The sequence below is a fragment of the Paraburkholderia acidiphila genome (genome assembly GCF_009789655.1).
Taxonomy (GTDB): Bacteria; Pseudomonadota; Gammaproteobacteria; order Burkholderiales; family Burkholderiaceae; genus Paraburkholderia; species Paraburkholderia acidiphila.
The window spans coordinates 922,343-940,832 of record NZ_CP046909.1 but is presented as its reverse complement, the minus strand read 5'-3'; the positions used below and the strand labels follow the sequence as shown (position 1 = coordinate 940,832).

Annotated in this window: 18 protein-coding genes; 11 read left to right on the top strand and 7 right to left on the bottom strand. The window is 64.7% G+C overall.

Features of this window, described 5'->3' with window-relative positions; genetic code table 11:
• Window positions 1-35: 35 nt before the first annotated feature.
• Window positions 36-1,304, bottom strand: coding sequence for a lactonase family protein (locus FAZ97_RS04205; RefSeq protein WP_158757332.1), 1,269 nt, complete (start codon window positions 1,302-1,304; stop codon window positions 36-38).
• 233 nt (window positions 1,305-1,537) lie between these two features.
• Between FAZ97_RS04205 and FAZ97_RS04200 the strand changes: the two genes are divergently transcribed.
• The 3 genes from FAZ97_RS04200 to FAZ97_RS04190 all read left to right on the top strand — a co-directional run bounded on the left by FAZ97_RS04200 (window position 1,538) and on the right by FAZ97_RS04190 (window position 5,266).
• The gene (locus tag FAZ97_RS04200; protein ID WP_158757331.1) at window positions 1,538-1,687 is read left to right on the top strand and encodes a DUF3096 domain-containing protein; all 150 of its coding nucleotides are present in this window, start codon (window positions 1,538-1,540) and stop codon (window positions 1,685-1,687) included.
• 185 nt (window positions 1,688-1,872) lie between these two features.
• Complete coding sequence (locus FAZ97_RS04195; RefSeq protein ID WP_158757330.1) at window positions 1,873-3,735, top strand: glycoside hydrolase family 15 protein; 1,863 nt, start codon at window positions 1,873-1,875, stop codon at window positions 3,733-3,735.
• A 223-nt stretch (window positions 3,736-3,958) separates the two neighbouring features.
• On the top strand, window positions 3,959-5,266 hold the full coding sequence (locus FAZ97_RS04190) for a polyhydroxyalkanoate depolymerase (RefSeq protein WP_158757329.1): 1,308 nt from the start codon (window positions 3,959-3,961) through the stop codon (window positions 5,264-5,266).
• 120 nt (window positions 5,267-5,386) lie between these two features.
• Here the strand turns inward: FAZ97_RS04190 and FAZ97_RS04185 are convergent, their stop codons facing one another.
• A complete protein-coding gene (locus tag FAZ97_RS04185; protein WP_158757328.1) occupies window positions 5,387-6,019 on the bottom strand; it encodes a TetR family transcriptional regulator in 633 nt (210 codons plus the stop codon).
• Between the two features lie 441 nt (window positions 6,020-6,460).
• Here FAZ97_RS04185 and rsxB point away from each other — a divergent pair, with 441 nt between their 5' ends.
• The 3 genes from rsxB (at window position 6,461) to FAZ97_RS04170 (ending at window position 8,506) form a co-directional block, all read left to right on the top strand.
• Entirely contained in the window at window positions 6,461-7,306 is an 846-nt protein-coding gene (gene rsxB, locus FAZ97_RS04180) for an electron transport complex subunit RsxB (protein WP_199272070.1), read from the top strand.
• Between the two features lie 36 nt (window positions 7,307-7,342).
• Complete coding sequence (gene nth / locus FAZ97_RS04175) at window positions 7,343-7,987, top strand: endonuclease III (protein ID WP_158757326.1); 645 nt, start codon at window positions 7,343-7,345, stop codon at window positions 7,985-7,987.
• Window positions 7,988-8,071: 84 nt separating this feature from the next.
• Window positions 8,072-8,506, top strand: coding sequence for a DUF1841 family protein (locus tag FAZ97_RS04170; RefSeq protein WP_158757325.1), 435 nt, complete (start codon window positions 8,072-8,074; stop codon window positions 8,504-8,506).
• Between the two features lie 126 nt (window positions 8,507-8,632).
• Here FAZ97_RS04170 and FAZ97_RS04165 read toward each other — a convergent pair whose 3' ends face one another.
• Window positions 8,633-9,028, bottom strand: a complete 396-nt coding sequence (locus FAZ97_RS04165) for a c-type cytochrome (protein WP_158757324.1) — start codon at window positions 9,026-9,028, stop codon at window positions 8,633-8,635.
• A gap of 18 nt (window positions 9,029-9,046) precedes the next feature.
• Window positions 9,047-9,412 carry a c-type cytochrome gene (locus tag FAZ97_RS04160; protein ID WP_158757323.1) on the bottom strand — a complete coding sequence of 122 codons (366 nt, stop codon included), beginning with the start codon at window positions 9,410-9,412 and terminating at the stop codon, window positions 9,047-9,049.
• 419 nt (window positions 9,413-9,831) lie between these two features.
• On the opposite strand from FAZ97_RS04160, the gene FAZ97_RS04155 reads away from it, so the two are divergent.
• From FAZ97_RS04155 to FAZ97_RS04135, 5 genes are all read left to right on the top strand, one after another.
• A complete protein-coding gene (locus FAZ97_RS04155; RefSeq protein ID WP_158757322.1) occupies window positions 9,832-10,683 on the top strand; it encodes an AAA family ATPase in 852 nt (283 codons plus the stop codon).
• 34 nt (window positions 10,684-10,717) lie between these two features.
• Window positions 10,718-11,890 (top strand): vWA domain-containing protein, encoded by a 1,173-nt coding sequence (locus FAZ97_RS04150; protein WP_158757321.1) that lies wholly within the window; start codon window positions 10,718-10,720, stop codon window positions 11,888-11,890.
• Between the two features lie 113 nt (window positions 11,891-12,003).
• Complete coding sequence (locus FAZ97_RS04145; RefSeq protein ID WP_158757320.1) at window positions 12,004-13,230, top strand: benzoate/H(+) symporter BenE family transporter; 1,227 nt, start codon at window positions 12,004-12,006, stop codon at window positions 13,228-13,230.
• Between the two features lie 232 nt (window positions 13,231-13,462).
• The gene (tal, locus tag FAZ97_RS04140; RefSeq protein WP_158757319.1) at window positions 13,463-14,422 is read left to right on the top strand and encodes a transaldolase; all 960 of its coding nucleotides are present in this window, start codon (window positions 13,463-13,465) and stop codon (window positions 14,420-14,422) included.
• 264 nt (window positions 14,423-14,686) lie between these two features.
• A complete protein-coding gene (locus FAZ97_RS04135) occupies window positions 14,687-15,112 on the top strand; it encodes a VOC family protein (RefSeq protein ID WP_158757318.1) in 426 nt (141 codons plus the stop codon).
• A 33-nt stretch (window positions 15,113-15,145) separates the two neighbouring features.
• Here the strand turns inward: FAZ97_RS04135 and FAZ97_RS04130 are convergent, their stop codons facing one another.
• The 3 genes from FAZ97_RS04130 to FAZ97_RS04120 all read right to left on the bottom strand — a co-directional run bounded on the left by FAZ97_RS04130 (window position 15,146) and on the right by FAZ97_RS04120 (window position 18,281).
• Window positions 15,146-16,261 carry an FUSC family protein gene (locus tag FAZ97_RS04130; RefSeq protein ID WP_158757317.1) on the bottom strand — a complete coding sequence of 372 codons (1,116 nt, stop codon included), beginning with the start codon at window positions 16,259-16,261 and terminating at the stop codon, window positions 15,146-15,148.
• Between the two features lie 239 nt (window positions 16,262-16,500).
• Window positions 16,501-18,051: a monocarboxylate uptake permease MctP gene (gene mctP, locus FAZ97_RS04125; RefSeq protein ID WP_158757316.1), complete on the bottom strand. Its 1,551-nt coding sequence runs from the start codon at window positions 18,049-18,051 to the stop codon at window positions 16,501-16,503.
• Window positions 18,048-18,281: a DUF3311 domain-containing protein gene (locus FAZ97_RS04120; protein WP_158757315.1), complete on the bottom strand. Its 234-nt coding sequence runs from the start codon at window positions 18,279-18,281 to the stop codon at window positions 18,048-18,050. The genes mctP and FAZ97_RS04120 overlap by 4 nt, the downstream gene beginning before the upstream one ends.
• Window positions 18,282-18,490 lie beyond the last annotated feature (209 nt).

Genomic DNA, 18,490 nt, shown 5'->3' with positions numbered 1-18,490 from the left:
CCTTTTTTATTCAACTCAACCCGCTACGGCGCGCGTTACTGCGCAACAAACTTGAAATCGACCGGCGAGCCGATATCAACGCGCTTCGGGTTCGGCTCGAGCAAACCGGTCTGCTGATCGCGGCGGAACACATAGACGGTATCGCTGTTCTGGTTGCCGACGATCAGCCACTGCCCGGTCGGATCGATCGCGAACTCGCGCGGCGACTTGCCGAGGCTCGACTGGCGCCCCACGCGCTTCAACTTTCCGCTATCGCCGTCGACGGCGAAGATCGAGATGTCGTTGGCGTCGCCGCGATTCGAGACATAGAGGAACTTGCCGTCCGGCGAAAGATGCAGCGCCGCCGCGCCCTGCGTTCCTTTGAAGCCCGGCTCCGCCAGCTTCTCGATCTGCTCCACCTTCATATGCCCATCGCGATACGCGAACACCGTGACGGTCGCGGCCAGCTCGCTCGTGAGATACGCGTGACGGCCGTCATTGCCGAAGACGAGGTGCCGCGGACCGCTGCCTGACTTCACATCGGTATAGCGCCACTCGGTCGGGCTCACGAGCCCGCGGCTGCCGTCCGGCGTGTAGAGGTAGGTCCAGAGCTTGTCGGTGCCGAGATCCTGCGTGAAGAGATAGTGGCCATCCGGCGAAAACACCGTCGAATGCACGTGCGCGTTGTCCTGACGCCCCTTCACGGGACCGCCGCCTTCGTGATGCACGGTCAGCACGGACTCGCCGAGCTTGCCGTCCTGCTGCACAGGCAGGACTGCGAAGCTGCCGCCGGGGTCGGCCGCGACCGAATAGTTCGCCACGAAGAGATAGCGCCCATCCGGCGAAAGGCTCAGGTAGCACGGATCGTTGCCCTGCGCCGAGACCTTGTTGAGGAACGTGAGCTGCCCGCTCGCGGCATCGAACCCGAACGCGCTCACGTCGCCGCGCAGGCTCGCCGGACCATTGTCGCCGGGCAGTTCGTTCACGGCGTAGACGAAACGGTTGTCCTTGTTCACCACGAGAAACGACGGATTCACCGTCTTCGCTACGCTGACCGGCTGCATGTCGCCAGTTTGCGTATCGAAGTGGTAGACGTAGAGGCCCTCGCTCTTGCCGCCTGTGTATGTGCCGACGATCAGGTTGTAGACACCGCCCGCCGGCGCGGACGTGGAAGCGGATTGCGCGAACGCATGCGTCGCGGCGACGGAAGCCATGATGACAACACCTTTGATCAGCTGGTTAAGGAGATGCGCGGGGCCGCGCGCACGGGGAGTTGAACGGGAGGGCGCGGGCACGGCGTTTGCGACGGCACGGCGAAGGAACATGTCGACCTCCTTTTTCTTGTCGATGCAATGAAGCGGGTAGGCCCGCGTCTTGACGCTGACCGTGCCCGTCTCGCTTTCGTCTGATACATGAGACACCGACCCAGTATAAGAGAGGTCGCCGACGCCCGCCCCGCCAGCGCGCAGCAACACGTCGAGCGGGAAAAGGCGTGAAAAATCGCAGCAATAAAGGATCGACGCAAAGGATCGAAACCCGCCGCAACCAGGGAGCCGTCATGAACATTCACGTCGCCATCGGGCCGCTCGTCGCGCTCATCGCAGGCATTCTGATTCTTGCCGTGCCGCGCCTGCTCAACTATATCGTCGCGCTGTATCTGATCATCATCGGGATCATCGGGCTATTCGGCGTGAACGGGCATCTGTGACGCGCCTCGTCACGCTCGCCAGCGTTTGTTGACGCCGGCGAGATGAGTATTTGCGTGTGCTGCCGCGCAAAACGCATTGCGCAGGCAGCCCCGCTGCCACTACTCTTGTGCGTGCATGCCGCGCACACTGTCCTGCACGCGGCGCGCGGCTTTCGTTTTCGAGCAACGCTGTCAATCTGCTTACTATGCCCGCACCCATTGAAGACTATGCATTGATCGGCGACGGCCACACGGCCGCGCTCGTTTCCCGCGCCGGATCCATCGACTGGCTCTGCTGGCCGCGCTTCGACTCCGGCGCCTGCTTCGCCGCCCTGCTCGGCACCGAGGAAAACGGCCGTTGGCTCATCGCGCCCGCGCAGCCCGAAGCGGGCGCGAAAGTGGAGATCAAGACCACGCGCCGCTATCGCGGCGACACGCTGATCCTCGAAACCGATTTCGAAACGCCCGAAGGCGCGGTGACGCTCATCGACTTCATGCCGCCCGGCAACGGCTGGTCCGAACTCGTGCGTATCGTCGTGGGGCGGCGCGGCACCGTGCGCATGGAAAGCCAGCTCGTGCTGCGCTTCGACTACGGCTTTTCGGTGCCGTGGGTCAGCCGTCTCACCTACGAGAGCGGCATCAAGGCGACCGTGGGCCCGGACACGGTCGTGCTGCGCACGCCCGTCGACCTCGAAGGCGAGAACATGCACACGGTCGCGCAATTCGACGTGAAAGAAGGCGAACGCGTGCCGTTCTCGCTTTCCTATGCGGCCTCGCACCTGCGTCTGCCGCCGCCGCGCGACCCGTTCACGGCGCTCGCGCGCACGGAGAACTTCTGGACCGAATGGGCTTCGCGCAGCACCGTGGAAGGCCGCTGGGCCGAACCCATCCGCCGCTCGCTCATCACGCTCAAGGCACTGGCCTACGAGCCCACCGGCGGCATCGTCGCCGCGCCCACCACGTCGCTGCCCGAACAGCTGGGCGGCACGCGCAACTGGGACTACCGCTACTGCTGGCTGCGCGACGCGACGATCACGCTGCTCGCGATGATGCGCGGCGGCTACTACGACGAGGCGCGCGCATGGCGCGCATGGCTCGGCCGCGTGATGGCGGGCTCGCCCTCGCAGCTGCAGATCATGTACGGACTCGCTGGCGAGCGCCGCCTGCCCGAATTCGAACTCGACTGGCTGCCAGGCTACGAAGGCGCGAAACCGGTACGCGTGGGCAACAACGCAGTCGGCCAGCTGCAGCTCGACGTGTACGGCGAAGTGATGAACGCATTGCACCTCGCGCGCGTGGGCGGCTTGCAGGCCGACGACACCGCGTGGTCGATCCAGTGCGCGATGCTCGAACACCTCGAAACGATCTGGACCGCGCCCGACGAAGGCATCTGGGAAACGCGCGGCGGCCGCCAGCACTTCACGTTCTCGAAGGTGATGGCGTGGGTCGCATTCGACCGCGCGATCAAATCGGCGGAAAAATTCGATCTGCCCGGGCCGCTCGATCACTGGCGCGAACTGCGCTCGACGATCCACGCGACCATTTGCGAGCGCAGCTTCAACAAGGATCTGAACTCCTTCACGCAAATCTACGGCGGCATCGATCTCGACGCGAGCCTGCTGCTCATGCCGCTGGTCGGCTTCCTGCCTGCGGCGGATCCGCGCATCGCGGGCACGGTCGCCGCGATCGAGCGCGACCTGATGTGTGAAGGTTTTGTGATGCGCTACCGCACCACCGAATTCAACGACGGACTGCCGCCGGGGGAAGGCACCTTCCTCGCGTGCAGCTTCTGGATGGTCGACAACCTGGCCCTGCAAGGCCGCATGGACGACGCACGCCGCATGTACGAGCGCCTGCTTTCGCTCGCCAATGACGTGGGATTGCTCGCCGAGGAATATGACCCCATTGCGGGGCGTCTGGTCGGCAACTTCCCGCAGGCGTTCTCGCATGTGGCGCTCGTGCATACCGGCCTGAACCTCATGCGGCACGAACAGGACATGGCGAAGGAAACGGGACATCCGGCGGTCGACGGCGCGGCGGCCGAGACAGCTGTTGCATCCGCATCGTAAATGTTCGAAAGCGCCTGGACGTTTTCGCGAGCTGGGGTACACTAGGCATGCTGCGTTGCACAACGGCCCGGCCACGAAACAGTACCGCCCGCGCTAAAGCCCTCCGGGCGGCGGCCGATAAACAACCTGACTGACCGACCAACCTTGCCGGCCCGCATCTGTTCCGCGCCTCACCCGCGCGCGACCCGGGTGCGAACCGCTCCTTGAAGATGCCGGAGCGCCCATGCTCTATCAAATCCGTGAATTCCAGCGTGCGTTGTTGAGCCCGCTGACCGCCTGGGCCCAGGCCGCCTCGAAATCGTTCTCGAATCCGACGAGCCCGTTTTCACTCGTGCCGGGCGCCACGCGCTTCGCCGCAGGCTACGAACTGCTCTATCGCCTTGGCAAGGACTACGAGAAGCCCGAGTTCAACATTCGCCAGATCGTGAAGGACGGCTTCAATATTCCGATCGTCGAGCAGACCATCATCGAAAAGCCGTTCTGCCGCCTGCTGCGCTTCAAGCGCTACGCCGACGACACCGGCGCCGTGGCCGCGCTCAAGGACGAGCCCAGCGTGCTCGTGTGCGCGCCGCTGTCGGGTCACCACTCCACGCTACTGCGCGACACCGTGCGCACGCTGCTGCAGGACCACAAGGTGTACATCACCGACTGGATCGACGCGCGCATGGTGCCGCTCGAAGCCGGCGCGTTCCATCTCGACGACTACGTGGCGTACATCCAGGAATTCATCCGCCATATCGGCGCGAAGAATCTGCATGTGCTGTCCGTTTGCCAGCCCACGGTGCCCGTGCTCGCGGCCATCTCGCTCATGGCGAGCCGCGGCGAAGACACCCCGCTCACGATGACGATGATGGGCGGCCCGATCGACGCGCGCCGCAGCCCCACCGCCGTCAACTCGCTCGCCACCGAACACTCGCTCGACTGGTTTGCGAACAACGTGATCCATACCGTGCCGGCGAACTATCCGGGCGAAGGGCGCGAGGTGTATCCGGGCTTCCTGCAGCACGCGGGTTTCGTCGCGATGAATCCGGGCCGTCACACCACGGCGCATTGGGACTTCTACAAGAGCCTGCTGCGCGGCGACGAAGAGGACGCCGAAGCCCATCGTCAGTTCTACGACGAATACAACGCGGTGCTCGACATGGCCGCCGAGTATTATCTCGAGACCATCCGCACCGTGTTCCAGGATTTCAGCCTCGCTGAAGGCACGTGGGACGTGGCCGGCGAACGCGTGCGCCCGCAGGACATTCGCGACACGGCGCTCTTCACGATCGAAGGCGAGCTCGACGACATTTCGGGCGCGGGCCAAACGCGCGCCGCGCACGATCTGTGCACGGGCATTCCCGAGACGAACCGGCATCATCTGACCGCCGAGAAGTGCGGCCACTACGGCATCTTCTCGGGCCGCCGCTGGCGCACGATCATCTATCCGCAACTGCGCGACTTCATCCGTCAACACCAGCAGGGCGCCGCCCACTCGGGCAAAGAAACGCCTGCCCGTGGCCGCTCCGCACAAGGCGCTGTCGCCTGACACAGACTCGCGCTCCACGCGAGCGCAAGCAGTACACGCCAGCAGCACAATCCGCGCGCCGTCCCAGGACGGCGCGCGGCGTTTGTGGAGCGTGAAACGATCTCGCGCGCTTGCAGTGCGCTACTTACGCATGAGATACGCGAGCAGCATTTCCGTGTTGAGCTGAATGATTTCCGCGCGCTCGGCAGCCGTGCTGAAGTCGCGACCGAGCGTGGCGTTGAGCGTATAGCGGTTCGATACGATGTAGTAGCCCATGCCCGAGAGCGTCACATAGAGCCGCAATGGGTCGATGCTCGGGCGGAACAACCCCGCCGATTCGCCGCGCGTGAGGATCGAGCCGAGCGTCGCCACGATCGGCGAGATCATCTCGCGAATTCGTGTGGACTTCTGCATATAGCGCGCCTCGTGCAGATTCTCATTGTTCACGAGCCGCAGCAGTTCGGGATTGTCGCGATAGTAGTCCCACACGAAATGCGCGAGCCGCGTGATCGCCTCGACGGGTGCGAGCCCCGCGAGATCGAGCGCGCGCTCGGCTTCGTTGAGCGCGCCGAAGGCGTGTTCGAGGACTGCCGTGAACAGTTGCTCTTTGCTGCCGAAGTAGTAATAGAGCATGCGCTCATTGGTTTCCGCGCGCCGCGCGATCTGGTCGACGCGTGCGCCGAACAGGCCGCCATTGGCGAATTCTTCCGCCGCGGCGAGCAGAATGCGGCGGCGGGTGCCTTCAGGATCTCTTTTGATTTTTGGCTGATTCATGGTGGCAGGATCTCGTTAAGCCGCGTTGTCCGGTTTACGTTGTCGGGCAGTACCACGCCGGGCCTCTCCTAGCCCTGGGATCGACAAACGTTGTGCGGGGCGCGCCAGGTTAATGGACAGACACCCTCCGACCTACGGTCTTGCGTTCCTTCTTGTTTGTTTGATGTCGTTGCGAGCCGACATCGTTCTTCCCCCTGTTGCTTCGTGCGTCGCGCTTTACGTCTACTGATTCCCCCTCAACCGCAAAGCGCTTCGCATTAAGCGCTTTGATTATGGCACATGGCCCGCCGATGGCAATGCGGGAAATCGGCGATAATGCAAGCTTTGGCGCTGTGCGTGTGCGCCCTGTCAGGCCTGCTGCGTAACCCTGCGCATGGCCGTGTACGCGGAACTGCGCGCCCAAGGTCACGCCACCGCCCGCCCCGCCCCGATGTAGCGAACGTGAACGATCCCAAAACACTCGCAGATCGCATCGAAGATCTGCTGCCCCAGACCCAATGCACGAAGTGCGGCTATGACGGCTGCCGGCCCTATGCCGAAGCCGTCGCCGCCGGCATCGCCAACTACAACCAGTGTCCGCCCGGCGGCCTGGAAGGCGTTGAGCGCCTCGCGAAACTGCTCGGCAAACCCGTCATCCCGATCAATCCGGACAACGGTGTGGAACGTCCACGTCCCGTGGCGTTCATCGACGAACAACTGTGCATCGGCTGCACGCTGTGCATGCAGGCCTGCCCCGTCGACGCGATCGTGGGCGCGCCCAAGCAGATGCACACCATCGTCAAGGATCAGTGCACGGGCTGCGACCTGTGCGTCGCGCCCTGCCCGGTCGACTGCATCGCAATGATTCCCGTTACGGGTGCAGCGACCGGTTGGGACGCATGGACGCAACAGCAGGCCGACGAAGCCCGCGTGCGGCATGACCGGCGCGCAGCACGCCAGGCCGCCGAACGCAATGCGGCCGAAGCGCGCGCCGCAGCACGCCGCGCGGCCACGAGCGCGCCTCAACCCCAGGCGCAGCAAGACGCCGCTACGCAAGCCGCAAGCCCCACCGCCGACGACGCCGAAGCGAAGAAGAAAGCGATCATTCAGGCGGCGCTCGAACGCGCGCGCCGCAAGAAGGCGGAACTGGCCGAACAGGGTGTGGGACCGCGCAACGTCGAGCACGTGAGCGCCGACGTGCAGGCGCAGATCGACGCTGCCGAGGCGCGCCGCAAGCGTATCGGTATCGAGTCGAATGCATCGGATGCATCCGATTCGGCACCCGACGACGACAAGCCCGCGCGCTAACACACCGCAAGCCAAAAGGCCCCACGCACAACGAGCATGAACGCCACCAAGCGCCGCGCCATCTACGAAACGCTGCAAAGCCTCAATCCGCATCCGACTACCGAGCTGGAGTTCAGCACGCCGTTCGAACTCCTGATCGCCGTGATGCTCTCCGCGCAGGCCACCGACGTTTCGGTGAACAAAGCCATGCGCCGGATGTTTCCGGTCGCCAACACGCCGGAAACGGTGCTTGCGCTCGGCGAAGAAGGCGTCGCCGACTACATCAAGACGATCGGCCTGTATCGCACCAAGGCCAAAAACGTCATTGCGACCTGCCGCATTCTCATCGAGCAATACGGCAGCGAGGTGCCGCCAACGCGCGAGGCGCTCGAAGCCCTGCCCGGCGTGGGACGCAAAACCGCGAACGTCGTGCTCAACACGGCGTTCGGCCACCCGACCATTGCCGTCGACACGCATATCTTTCGGGTTGCGAACCGAACGGGGCTCGCGCCCGGCAAGGACGTGCGCGCCGTCGAAACCGCACTCGAAAAATTCACGCCGCCCGAGTTCCTCCAGGACGCGCATCACTGGCTCATCCTGCACGGGCGCTATGTGTGCAAGGCGCGCCGCCCCGAATGCTGGCATTGCGTGATCGAGCCGCTGTGCGAGTTCAAGCCGAAAACGCCGCCGCCGGAGCTCTGAGCGAGCGCGAGCGCGAGCGCCCGGGCGTAAAATGAGCGCTCCAGGCGTCGCACGACGCCGCATCCCCTATTCGATCGACTCAAGATGTTCAATCCCAGCCGCGACGAAGTCCGCCGCTTCTTCACCGAGACCTGGCGCAAGCAGCGCGCAGGCGAAATCCTCACGCCGCTGGAGGCGATCGCCGCCGACTGGATCGTCGAGCACCCCGAGTATCACGCCGAACTCGCCGACGCCGATGCGGCCGCCGCGCAGGACTACTCGCCCGAGCGCGGCCAGAGCAATCCGTTCCTGCATCTGTCGATGCACCTCGCGATCAGCGAGCAGCTGTCGATCGATCAGCCGCCCGGCATCCGCGCGGCGCACGACCGGCTCGCCGCACGCATGGGCTCCACGCACGACGCGCAGCACGCGATCATGGAATGCCTCGGCGAAACGATCTGGGAAGCGCAGCGCACGAACACGCCGCCCGATACGGACGCCTATCTCATGCGCATCGAGCGCCGCGCTTCACGCGATTGAGAACGAACGAAGCGCGACTGAAGCCAACGAAGCCGAATAAAAACACCCCGCGAACGCCTCGCCGAAAACGAGGCCCTCGCGGGGTGTTTCGCATGATGCGGCACGCATGGCGCGCCGCTCTCACGCTTACTTCTTGTTGACCAGATCGCCGCCGAGCGATTCGATATACGCGGCGATATCCTTCATGTCGCTCTGCGAAAGGCTCTGCACCTGCGCCTGCATGATCGGGTTGTTGCGGCCGAGGTGCGGATTGCCCGTGCCCATCTGGTACTGGCGCAGCGCCCAGTAGATGTAGTCGGCATGCTGGCCGGCGAGCTTCGGATATTCGGGGCTCACGGGTTTGTTCAGGCCCGGGCCGTGACAGGCCGCGCAATTGTGGCTGTCGGCGAGGGCCTTGCCGTTGGAGACGTCGGCCGCGTGCGCGGGACTGAGCGCGAGCGCGGCGGCCAGTGCAAAAGCGCCGCCCGCAAGCTTGATGGTTGCACCGGCAAACGAAGGCATAGCCGTGTAGGGCTTGTTCATGGATTCTCCACCTGCCGGTTATTTATTCGGATTGTCTTTCGACGCGGCCGTTTGCGACGCATAGTAGGCCGCGATGTCGGCGATGTCCTGTTCGGTGAGCGAGGACGCGATCGCGTGCATCGTCTCGAAGTGGCGGTCGCCCTTCTTGTAGGCGAGCAACGCGTTCATGATGTACTGCGCGTTCTGGCCGCCCAGAATGGGCACGTGGTAAACCTCGGGGTACGCGGTGCGGTAGTCGGGAATACCATGACAGCCGATACACATCGCCACCTTGTCCTGACCCGCCTTCGCGTTGCCCACGACGTCCGCGTGAGCCGTGACCGCGAAGCACGCCAGCATGGTGATTGCGCCCGTGATGACGTGCTTGCCGACAATTTTTTTCATAGCATCCAACCTGGCTTGAGGGGATTCGAACGCCCGAACCGCAGGCCACGGCCTGCGCCGCATTACTGCTGTTTTACTTTTGGGGTCGCCGTGCAGGCCGAAAAAAATCGGTCCGAGTATACCGCGACGCCGCGCCGGCCGTCCACCGGCCGCGCCACGCCTGGCGGGGCTCGGAGCGCCTGGCGGGGTCACGCTGCGTGCCCGCGATGGGCTCGCAGCGGCCACCCAGCGCCGTGTCGCGCCGGCTCGCCGGCAAGCAACCCGGAGGAACCCTGGCACGCACAACGGACTCGCCGCGCACGCCTGGGAGCCTGCGTGACCGTGCCCCAAAGAGCGGACCCAATGATACGCGGTGGCGCGCCGACGCAACACCCCATCTGACTTATACTGGGATTTTTTTCCCAGCGAGCGGATTCTCCATGCGCGCCACGCGTTTCGAAGGCTCATCGCAGTACGTCGCCACCGACGACCTCAAACTCGCGGTCAACGCCGCGATTACGCTCAAGCGCCCCCTGCTCATCAAGGGCGAGCCCGGCACGGGCAAGACCATGCTGGCCGAAGAGGTGGCCGCGGCGCTGGGTATGCCGCTCATGCAGTGGCACATCAAGTCCACGACAAAGGCGCAGCAAGGGCTCTACGAGTACGACGCGGTCTCGCGCCTGCGCGACTCGCAACTCGGTGACGAACGCGTGAAGGACATCGCCAACTACATCGTGAAAGGCGTGTTGTGGCAGGCGTTCGAGTCGGAAGAGCAAAGCGTGCTGCTGATCGACGAAATCGACAAGGCCGACATCGAGTTCCCGAACGACCTGTTGCGCGAACTCGACCGCATGGAGTTCTACGTCTACGAGACGCGCCAGCTTATCAAGGCGAAGCAGCGTCCGCTCGTCATCATCACGTCGAACAACGAGAAGGAGCTGCCGGACGCTTTCCTGCGCCGCTGTTTCTTCCACTACATCAGCTTTCCCGATCCGGCCACGATGCAGCGCATCGTCGAGGTGCACTATCCGGGCATCCGCAAGGAACTGCTCAACGCGGCGATGGAAAGCTTCTTCGAACTGCGCAACGTCGCGGGCCTGAAGAAAAAGCCGTCCACGTCCGAACTGCTCGACTGGCTCAAGCTCCTGCTCGCGGAAGAGATTCCGCCCTCGGCGCTGCGCGCGGCCGACGGCTCGAAGTCCATGCCGCCGCTTGCTGGCGCGCTGCTCAAGAACGAGCAGGACATGACGCTGTTCGAGCGCCTCATCTACATGAACCGCCACAACCGTTGACCAGGACCCCGCGCGAGCAAGCCGGAGACACCGCATGCTGATCGACTTCTTCTACACGCTGCGCGACGCGAAGCTGCCGGTTTCCGTGAAGGAGTACCTCACGCTCGTCGAAGCGCTCAAGGCGCGCGTGATCGCGCCCTCGCTCGACGACTTCTACTACCTCGCGCGCATGACGCTCGTGAAAGACGAGCAATACTTCGATCGCTTCGATCAGGCGTTCGGCGCGTATTTCCGCGGCATCGAGAAGAAGTCCGAACTCGCCTTCGAGATTCCCGAAGACTGGCTCAAGAAGCGTCTGGAGCGCGACTTCACGCCCGAGCAGCGCGCGCAGATCGAAGCCATGGGCGGGCTCGACAAGCTCATGGAGCGCCTGAAGGAGCTCTTCGAGGAACAGAAGGAGCGCCACGAGGGCGGCAGCAAGTGGATCGGCACGGGCGGCACCTCGCCCTTCGGCCACGGCGGCTACAACCCCGAGGGCATCCGCATTGGCGGCGAAGGCGGCCAGCGCAGCGCCGTGAAAGTGTGGGACGCGCGCGCCTATCGCGACTACGACGACCAGGTCGAAATCGGCACACGCAACATCAAGGTCGCGCTGCGCCGTCTGCGCCGCTTCGCGCGCGAAGGCGCCGCCGAAGAACTGGACCTCGGCGACACGATCCGCAGCACCGCCGCGAACGCGGGCTGGCTCGATCTCAAGATGGTGCCGGAGCGCCACAACAACGTGAAAGTGCTGATGCTGCTCGACGTGGGCGGTTCGATGGACGATCACATCAAGCGCACGGAAGAGCTGTTTTCGGCGGCAAAAGCCGAATTCAAGCACCTGGAGTTCTACTACTTCCACAACTGCGTGTACGACTACCTGTGGAAGAACAATCGCCGCCGCCACGCCGAGCGCACGCCCACGTGGGACCTGCTGCACAAGTTCACGCCCGACTACAAGCTGATCTTCGTGGGCGACGCCACCATGAGCCCGTACGAGGTGCTGCAGCCGGGCGGCTCGGTCGAATACAACAACCCCGAAGCGGGCGCCGTGTGGCTGCGCCGACTCGCCGACCAGTTCCCCCATTTCGCCTGGCTCAACCCCGAGCCCGAGCGACTATGGGAGTACCGCCAGTCGGTGTCGATCATCCGCGAGATTCTCGGCCACCGCATGTATCCGCTCACCGTCGCCGGGCTCGAAACGGCCATGCGCGTGCTGAACAAATAGGCGCCCGCACTCCCGCCCTTTTCCGCTTTTTCGAGGCGGCGCGTGCCTGAGTGTTCCACCAGGCCGCGCCGCCCGATGCCGTCATACCTACGCAAAATCTGGAGACCACCCGCATGACCGCCCCCTCCTCCCCTGAGCTGCCCGCGACGTTCAGGCCAGGCCCGCTGCGGCCCTTCGCCGATACCTCGGTCGCCACGATCGTGGCCGGCTTCGTCGCGATGATGACCGGCTACACCAGCTCGCTCGTGCTGATGTTCCAGGCCGGTCAGGCCGCGCATCTTTCCGATGCGCAGATTTCCTCGTGGATCTGGGCGCTTTCCATCGGCATGGCGTTGACGACCATCGGCCTGTCGCTGTGGTTTCGCGCGCCCATCGTGGTCGCGTGGTCCACGCCCGGCGCGGCGCTCCTCATCAGCTCGCTGCCGCATGTGCCGTATGCCGAGGCGATCGGCGCCTATATCGTGTGCGCCGTGCTGCTCACGGCCGTGGGTCTCACCGGCTGGTTCGACACCCTCATGAAGCGCATTCCCGCGGGCATCGCGGCGGCGCTGCTGGCGGGCATCCTGTTCGAGATCGGCATCGAGATCTTCCACGCCGCGCAGGTGCAGACGCCGCTCGTGCTCACGATGTTCTTCGGCTACCTGATCGTGAAACGCGTCGTGCCGCGCTATGCGATCGTCGCGACGCTCGTGATCGGCATCGCCGCCGCCGCCGTGCTCGGTCTGCTCGACTTCAGCCATTTCCGCGTGGCAGTGGCCAAGCCCGTGTTCACGATGCCGGCGTTCTCGCTCACGGCGGTGGTGAGCATCGGCATTCCGCTTTTCGTCGTGGCGATGGCCTCGCAGAACGTGCCCGGCATCGCCGTGCTGCGCGCCGACGGCTACGACCACACGGCCGCGCCCTCCTCGCCGCTCATCGCGACCACGGGCCTCGCCTCGCTCGTGCTCGCGCCGTTCGGTTCGCACGGCGTGAATCTCGCCGCCATTACCGCGGCGATCTGCACCGGCCCGCACGCCCACGAAGACCGCACGAAGCGCTATATGGCAGCCGTGTGGTGCGGCATTTTCTATCTGATCGCCGGCACCTTCGGCGCGACCATCGCGGCGCTGTTCGCGGCATTCCCGCAGGCGCTCGTGGTCTCGATCGCGGCGCTCGCGCTGTTCGGCTCGATCATGAGCGGCCTCACCAACGCCATGCAGAACCCCAAAGAGCGTGAAGCTGCGCTCATCACCTTCATGGTGACGGCATCCGGGCTCACGTTGCTTTCCATCGGCGCGGCGTTCTGGGGGCTCGTGGCGGGCGTGATCACGCAGTTCGTGCTGAACGCGCGGCGCGCGTGAAAACGCAACGCCAGGCGTTTCCGCCATAAAATGGTCAAGTAAGCCGCGCCCAGACGCGCGGCCAATGCGCCTGATCCGCCTGCCCGCGCGGCCGCCCGCCGACTCGCGCGCCGGGCCGCAACGGCGCAGCGCCTTTTCGCGTTCCGCCCGGCGCGCCCCAGGTTCACGCCTGAAGCGCACCGGCCGTTCAACTCTCACCGATGCAGGCGCGCACGCGCCCACAAGGCCTGACATGACTACCGCACTCGACCAGCTCAAGCAGTACACCACCGTCGTCGCCGATACGGGCGACTTCCAGCAATTCGTGCAGTACAAGCCGCAGGACGCGACGACCAACCCGTCGCTGATCCTCAAGGCGGTCCAGAAAGCCGAGTACCGTCCGCTGCTCGAAAAAACCGTGCGCGATCACGCGAGCGAATCGCTCGAGTCGATCATCGACCATCTGCTGATCGCGTTCGGCACCGAAATCCTCAAGATCATTCCGGGCCGCGTCTCGACCGAAGTCGATGCGCGCCTCTCGTTCGACACGAAAAAGTCGATCGACAAGGCCCACCACATCATCGACCTGTACAAGCAGGCCGGCATCGGCCGCGAGCGCGTGCTGATCAAGCTCGCCTCCACCTGGGAAGGCATTCGCGCCGCCGAAGTGCTGCAAAAGGACGGCATCCACTGCAACATGACGCTGCTCTTCTCGCTCGCGCAAGCCGCCGCGTGCGCCGAGGCCGGCGCGCAGCTCATCTCGCCGTTCGTGGGCCGCATCTACGACTGGTACAAGAAGGCCAAGGGCGCAGACTGGGACGACGCCAAGGACGGCGGCGCGAACGACCCGGGCGTGCAGTCGGTGCGCAAGATCTACGCGTACTACAAGAAGTTCGGCCACAAGACCGAAGTGATGGGCGCGAGCTTCCGCAACACGAGCCAGATCGTCGAACTGGCCGGCTGCGACCTGCTCACCATCAGCCCGGACCTGCTGCAAAAGCTCCAGGACAGCACCGAGAAGGTCGAGCGCAAGCTGTCGCCGGAAGCGTTCAAGGACGCGAAGATCGAGCGTGTGGCCGTGGACGAGCCGTCGTTCCGCTTCCAGCTCAACGAAGACGCCATGGCGACGGAGAAGCTGGCGGAAGGCATCCGCGCATTCGCCGCCGATGCGATCAAGCTCGAAAAGATGATCGAGGAACTGCGCGCGAAGTAACGCGCCGGCGCTCCATGCGGAGCGCATCGAGCGATCGATGATCAAGGGCCGCACATGCCGCATGTGCGGCCTTTTCTTTTGCGCACGGCGAGCAACGTCCGTTCCTGTCTGCGCTCTCGCAAACCCTGACGACACATCGCTCGGTAGAGCCCCGGCGCGCGCCTAGAATCAGGGCAGCGGCGCAACCCGCCGCATGATCCGGCCCCGTGCCTACCCGCGCACGAAAACAGGCCGGCCAACGTCCCGTCCGCAAGGAAACCGACGATGCAAATCCAGCCCTATCTCTTTTACCCCGGCACGTGCGACGAAGCGATCGCATTCTATGGCGAAGCGCTCGGCGCGAAGGAAGTGATCAAGATGCGCTTCAAGGAAGCGCCGCCGGACCCCGCCCGCCCGATGGCGCCCGAATTCGCCGAAAAGATCATGCACGCGACGCTCCAGATCGGCGACGCGCAAATCATGGTGTCCGACGGCGGCTGCATGACGCAGAACGACAAGTTCCTCGGCTTCGGCGTCTCGCTAACCGGCCCCGACATCGCCACGGCCGAGCGTTACTTCAACGCGCTGGCCAAAGGCGGCACGGTCACGATGCCGTTTGCGAAGACCTTCTGGTCGCCTGGCTTCGGCATGCTGACCGACAAGTTCGGCGTGCCGTGGATGGTCTCGGCGCCGCACGAGCAAGCGGCCTGATCTACCGCCACAGCAACCGCTGCGCGCCCGGCGTCACACCATGCGGTGCGTCGCGGCGCGCTCGATGTTCCAGCGCGGCTCGGTCTCGAGCAGGAGCGCGCGCAGGCGCTCCACCTGCTCCTCCACACGCAGGCTGAGCCAGTACGGCCCCTGCATCTGCGGCTCGGGGCAACCCTGCGGCGGCGCTGGCGGTCCTTCGTCGACAGCCTCGCCTGCCGTATCGCCGTCGCCACTTCCATCGACTTGTGTCGCAACCGTGCGCAGCGCCTGCTGCGCCGCCTCCGGGTGGCGTCCGCCGCCAAACCGCAGCGCCCGCGCCGTGGCGAGCAGCGCCCTGCGCACGGTTTCGCTGCGCTCTGCGAACGCCTCGCGCACGAGCGACTGCTCGTAGCTGCCCGTGCCTGTGCAGAGCATTTCCAGCGCACTCAGCAGCGAGCGATGCAGACGCTGCACCTGCTCGAGCCGCGCGAGCGGCACATCGATTTCCTTGGCCACGGAAGGCATCAGCGCGCGCAGTTGCACGAGCCGAGCGTTCAGGCGCATGAACGTCTGCACCTGCTCGTCGGCATCGACGTGCACGCCGCTCGCCACCTGCGCATACACGCGCGCGCATTCGCGCAGATTGTCGGCGAGGCTGTAGCGCCACGAATACGTGGCGTGCAGCGGCAAGGCGAACGAAAACACGAGCGCGATGACGATGCCGAGAATCACATTGAGCGTACGCCAGAGGCCCGTGTCGATGAGGTTGTCGCCGTGCCCCGCGACGATGCACATGGTGATGGCGGCAAGCAGCGCGACGTAGCCCGGCTTGCCAATGGCGTAGTACCCGCACACGGCGGCAACGAGCGACATCAGCACGTAGGTGAGCGGCACGGAGCCCGTGATGGCCTGCACGACGATGAGCACGAGCCCGATCACGGCGCCCAGCATCGTGCCGAGCGCACGCTCGGCGGCCTTCTTGCGGATGTTGCCTTGATGCTGCAGCCCGCCAATGACGACGAGCAGCGTAACCGACGCCCAAATGCCGTGCGGAATATCGATGCCCGAGGTCGCGAGAATCGAGGCGAGCATCGCGAGGCCCACGCGCACGCTGTGTATTAGTTTGGCGTTGCGGTAGCGGTAGTACGGCGACGTCAGCGCACGCCACATGCGCGCAAGGCGCGACCGGCGGCGCGGCGGGCCCAGGCGGCGTGCGCCGCTGTGCGCGGACCGCGAGCGGGATTCGGTTTCGGATGGGGCCATGGCGCGGGCTGGACGAGAGCCGGAACAGCCGCCATCGTGCACCAGAAGAACAAATGCCCGCAACTAAGTGTTGCGGGCATTTTCGGCAAGTCCGGCCCGGCGGCATGCGCCGGGCCGGACTGTCCTAAGCGAATCAGCTGAGCGGATCAGCCCTCGACGACGTCGAGATAGTCTTCCGGACGCGTGCGGTCCTGGCTCTTCTGCATGCCAACCAGATGCACGAGCGCCGACACGACGATCGAGACCACGAGGTTCACGATCAGCGACCACACCGCGGCGTAGCCCGGAATCGCCATGCCGAACAGGTGGATCGTGAAGATCGAGCCTGCGAGCTTGAGCGAAATGGCCATCCACGTGCCGGTGCCGATGCCGACTGCCCAGCCGACCAGCAGGCCGCGGTAGTCGAGCATGCGCGTGTAGAGACCGAGCACGATGGCGGGCAGCGTCTGAATGATCCAGATGCCGCCAAGCAGCTGCAGCTGGATCGCGTACGTGAGCGGCAGCCCCAGGATGAACGCCACCGCGCCGACCTTCACGATCAGCGAGACCAGCTTGGCAATGTTGGTCTCCTGCTCGTGATTCATGTTGCGGTTGATGAACTCCTTGTGGATGTTGCGCGTGTACAGGTTGGCCGCTGCAATCGACATGATCGCCGCGGGCACCAGCGCGCCGATACCGATGGCGGCAAACGCCACGCCCACGAACCACGACGGGAAGAAGTGCAGGAACAGCGCCGGCACCGCGAAGTTCGGACCGAAGGCCTTGAAGTACGGTGCGAATTCAGGCATGTCCTTCACGCCCGCGGCAAGCGCCATGTAGCCGAGCAGCGCGAGCAGACCGAGCACCAGCGAGTACGCGGGCAGCATCGCCATGTTGCGGCGGATGGTGTTGCCCGACGACGACGACAGAATCGCCGTGACCGAGTGCGGGTACAGGAACAGCGCGAGCGCCGAACCCACCGCGAGTGTCGCGTACGCGCTATAGCCGTTCAAACTCGTGGCATCCGGCGACTTGAGCAGCAGCTTGGCCGGCGGCACCGCGCCGAAGATGTGGCCGAAGCCGCCCATCTGCGCGGGAATCACGATGATCGCGACGATGATCGTGATGTAGATGAGGATGTCCTTCACCACCGCGATCATGGCCGGCGCGCGCAGGCCCGAGGTGTACGTGTACGCGGCGAGAATCGCGAACGCGATGATGAGCGGCAGGTCGCCGACGAAGCCGGTCGTGTCGAAGCCGAGCGCGCCGATCACCACTTCGATACCCACCAGCTGCAGCGCGATATACGGCATGGTCGCGACGATACCCGTCACGGCGATGGCAAGCGCGAGCATGCGGCTGCCGTAGCGCGCGCTCACGAAGTCGGCCGAGGTGACGTATTGATGGCGCTTCGCGACGGCCCAGAGCTTCGGGAACACGACGAACGCGAACGGATAGATCAGGATCGTGTACGGCAGCGCGAAGAAACCCGTTGCGCCCGCACCAAACACGAGCGCCGGCACGGCGACGAAGGTGTAAGCGGTGTAGAGGTCGCCGCCGAGCAGGAACCATGTGACGATCGTGCCGAAGCGGCGGCCGCCGAGGCCCCACTCTTCGAGATGCGCGAGGTCGCCCTTGCGCCAGTGCGCGGCGACGAAGCCGAGAACCGTGACGCCGAGGAAGAACAGAATAAAGACAATCGTTGCTGTAACGTTCATTGCGCGCCCCCTGCATCGCCCTTGCGGGTCTTCGTCTTGAAGTAGACGAGCGCGGTAATGGCAGCGCTAATCAGCACCCAGAGAAGCTGATACCAGTAGAAAAACGGGAAGTCCCACAGAGTGGGCTCGATCTTGTTGTATGACGGCACCCAGATCATCGCGATCCAGGGCAGCAGCAGCAGCCACAGCCAATGCTTGCTTGATTTTCCGGCGTCGGCGTCGTGAGCCATGACGTCTCCTCGTTGCTTATGTAGTTATGCGGCGTTGCTCTGTTCGCGGTCCGCCGTCCGGCCCGTCTGGCGTAGAGCGGCCGATGGCCTCACAGACGGATAGCCCGCAAGGTCCCCGAAAGCGCTGAAAAGAGTATCGAGGCCACGCCGCACGGTCAAGCAGGGCGGACCCGAATTTCGAGGACGTTGTCAAGAGCCAACGGCTTGCG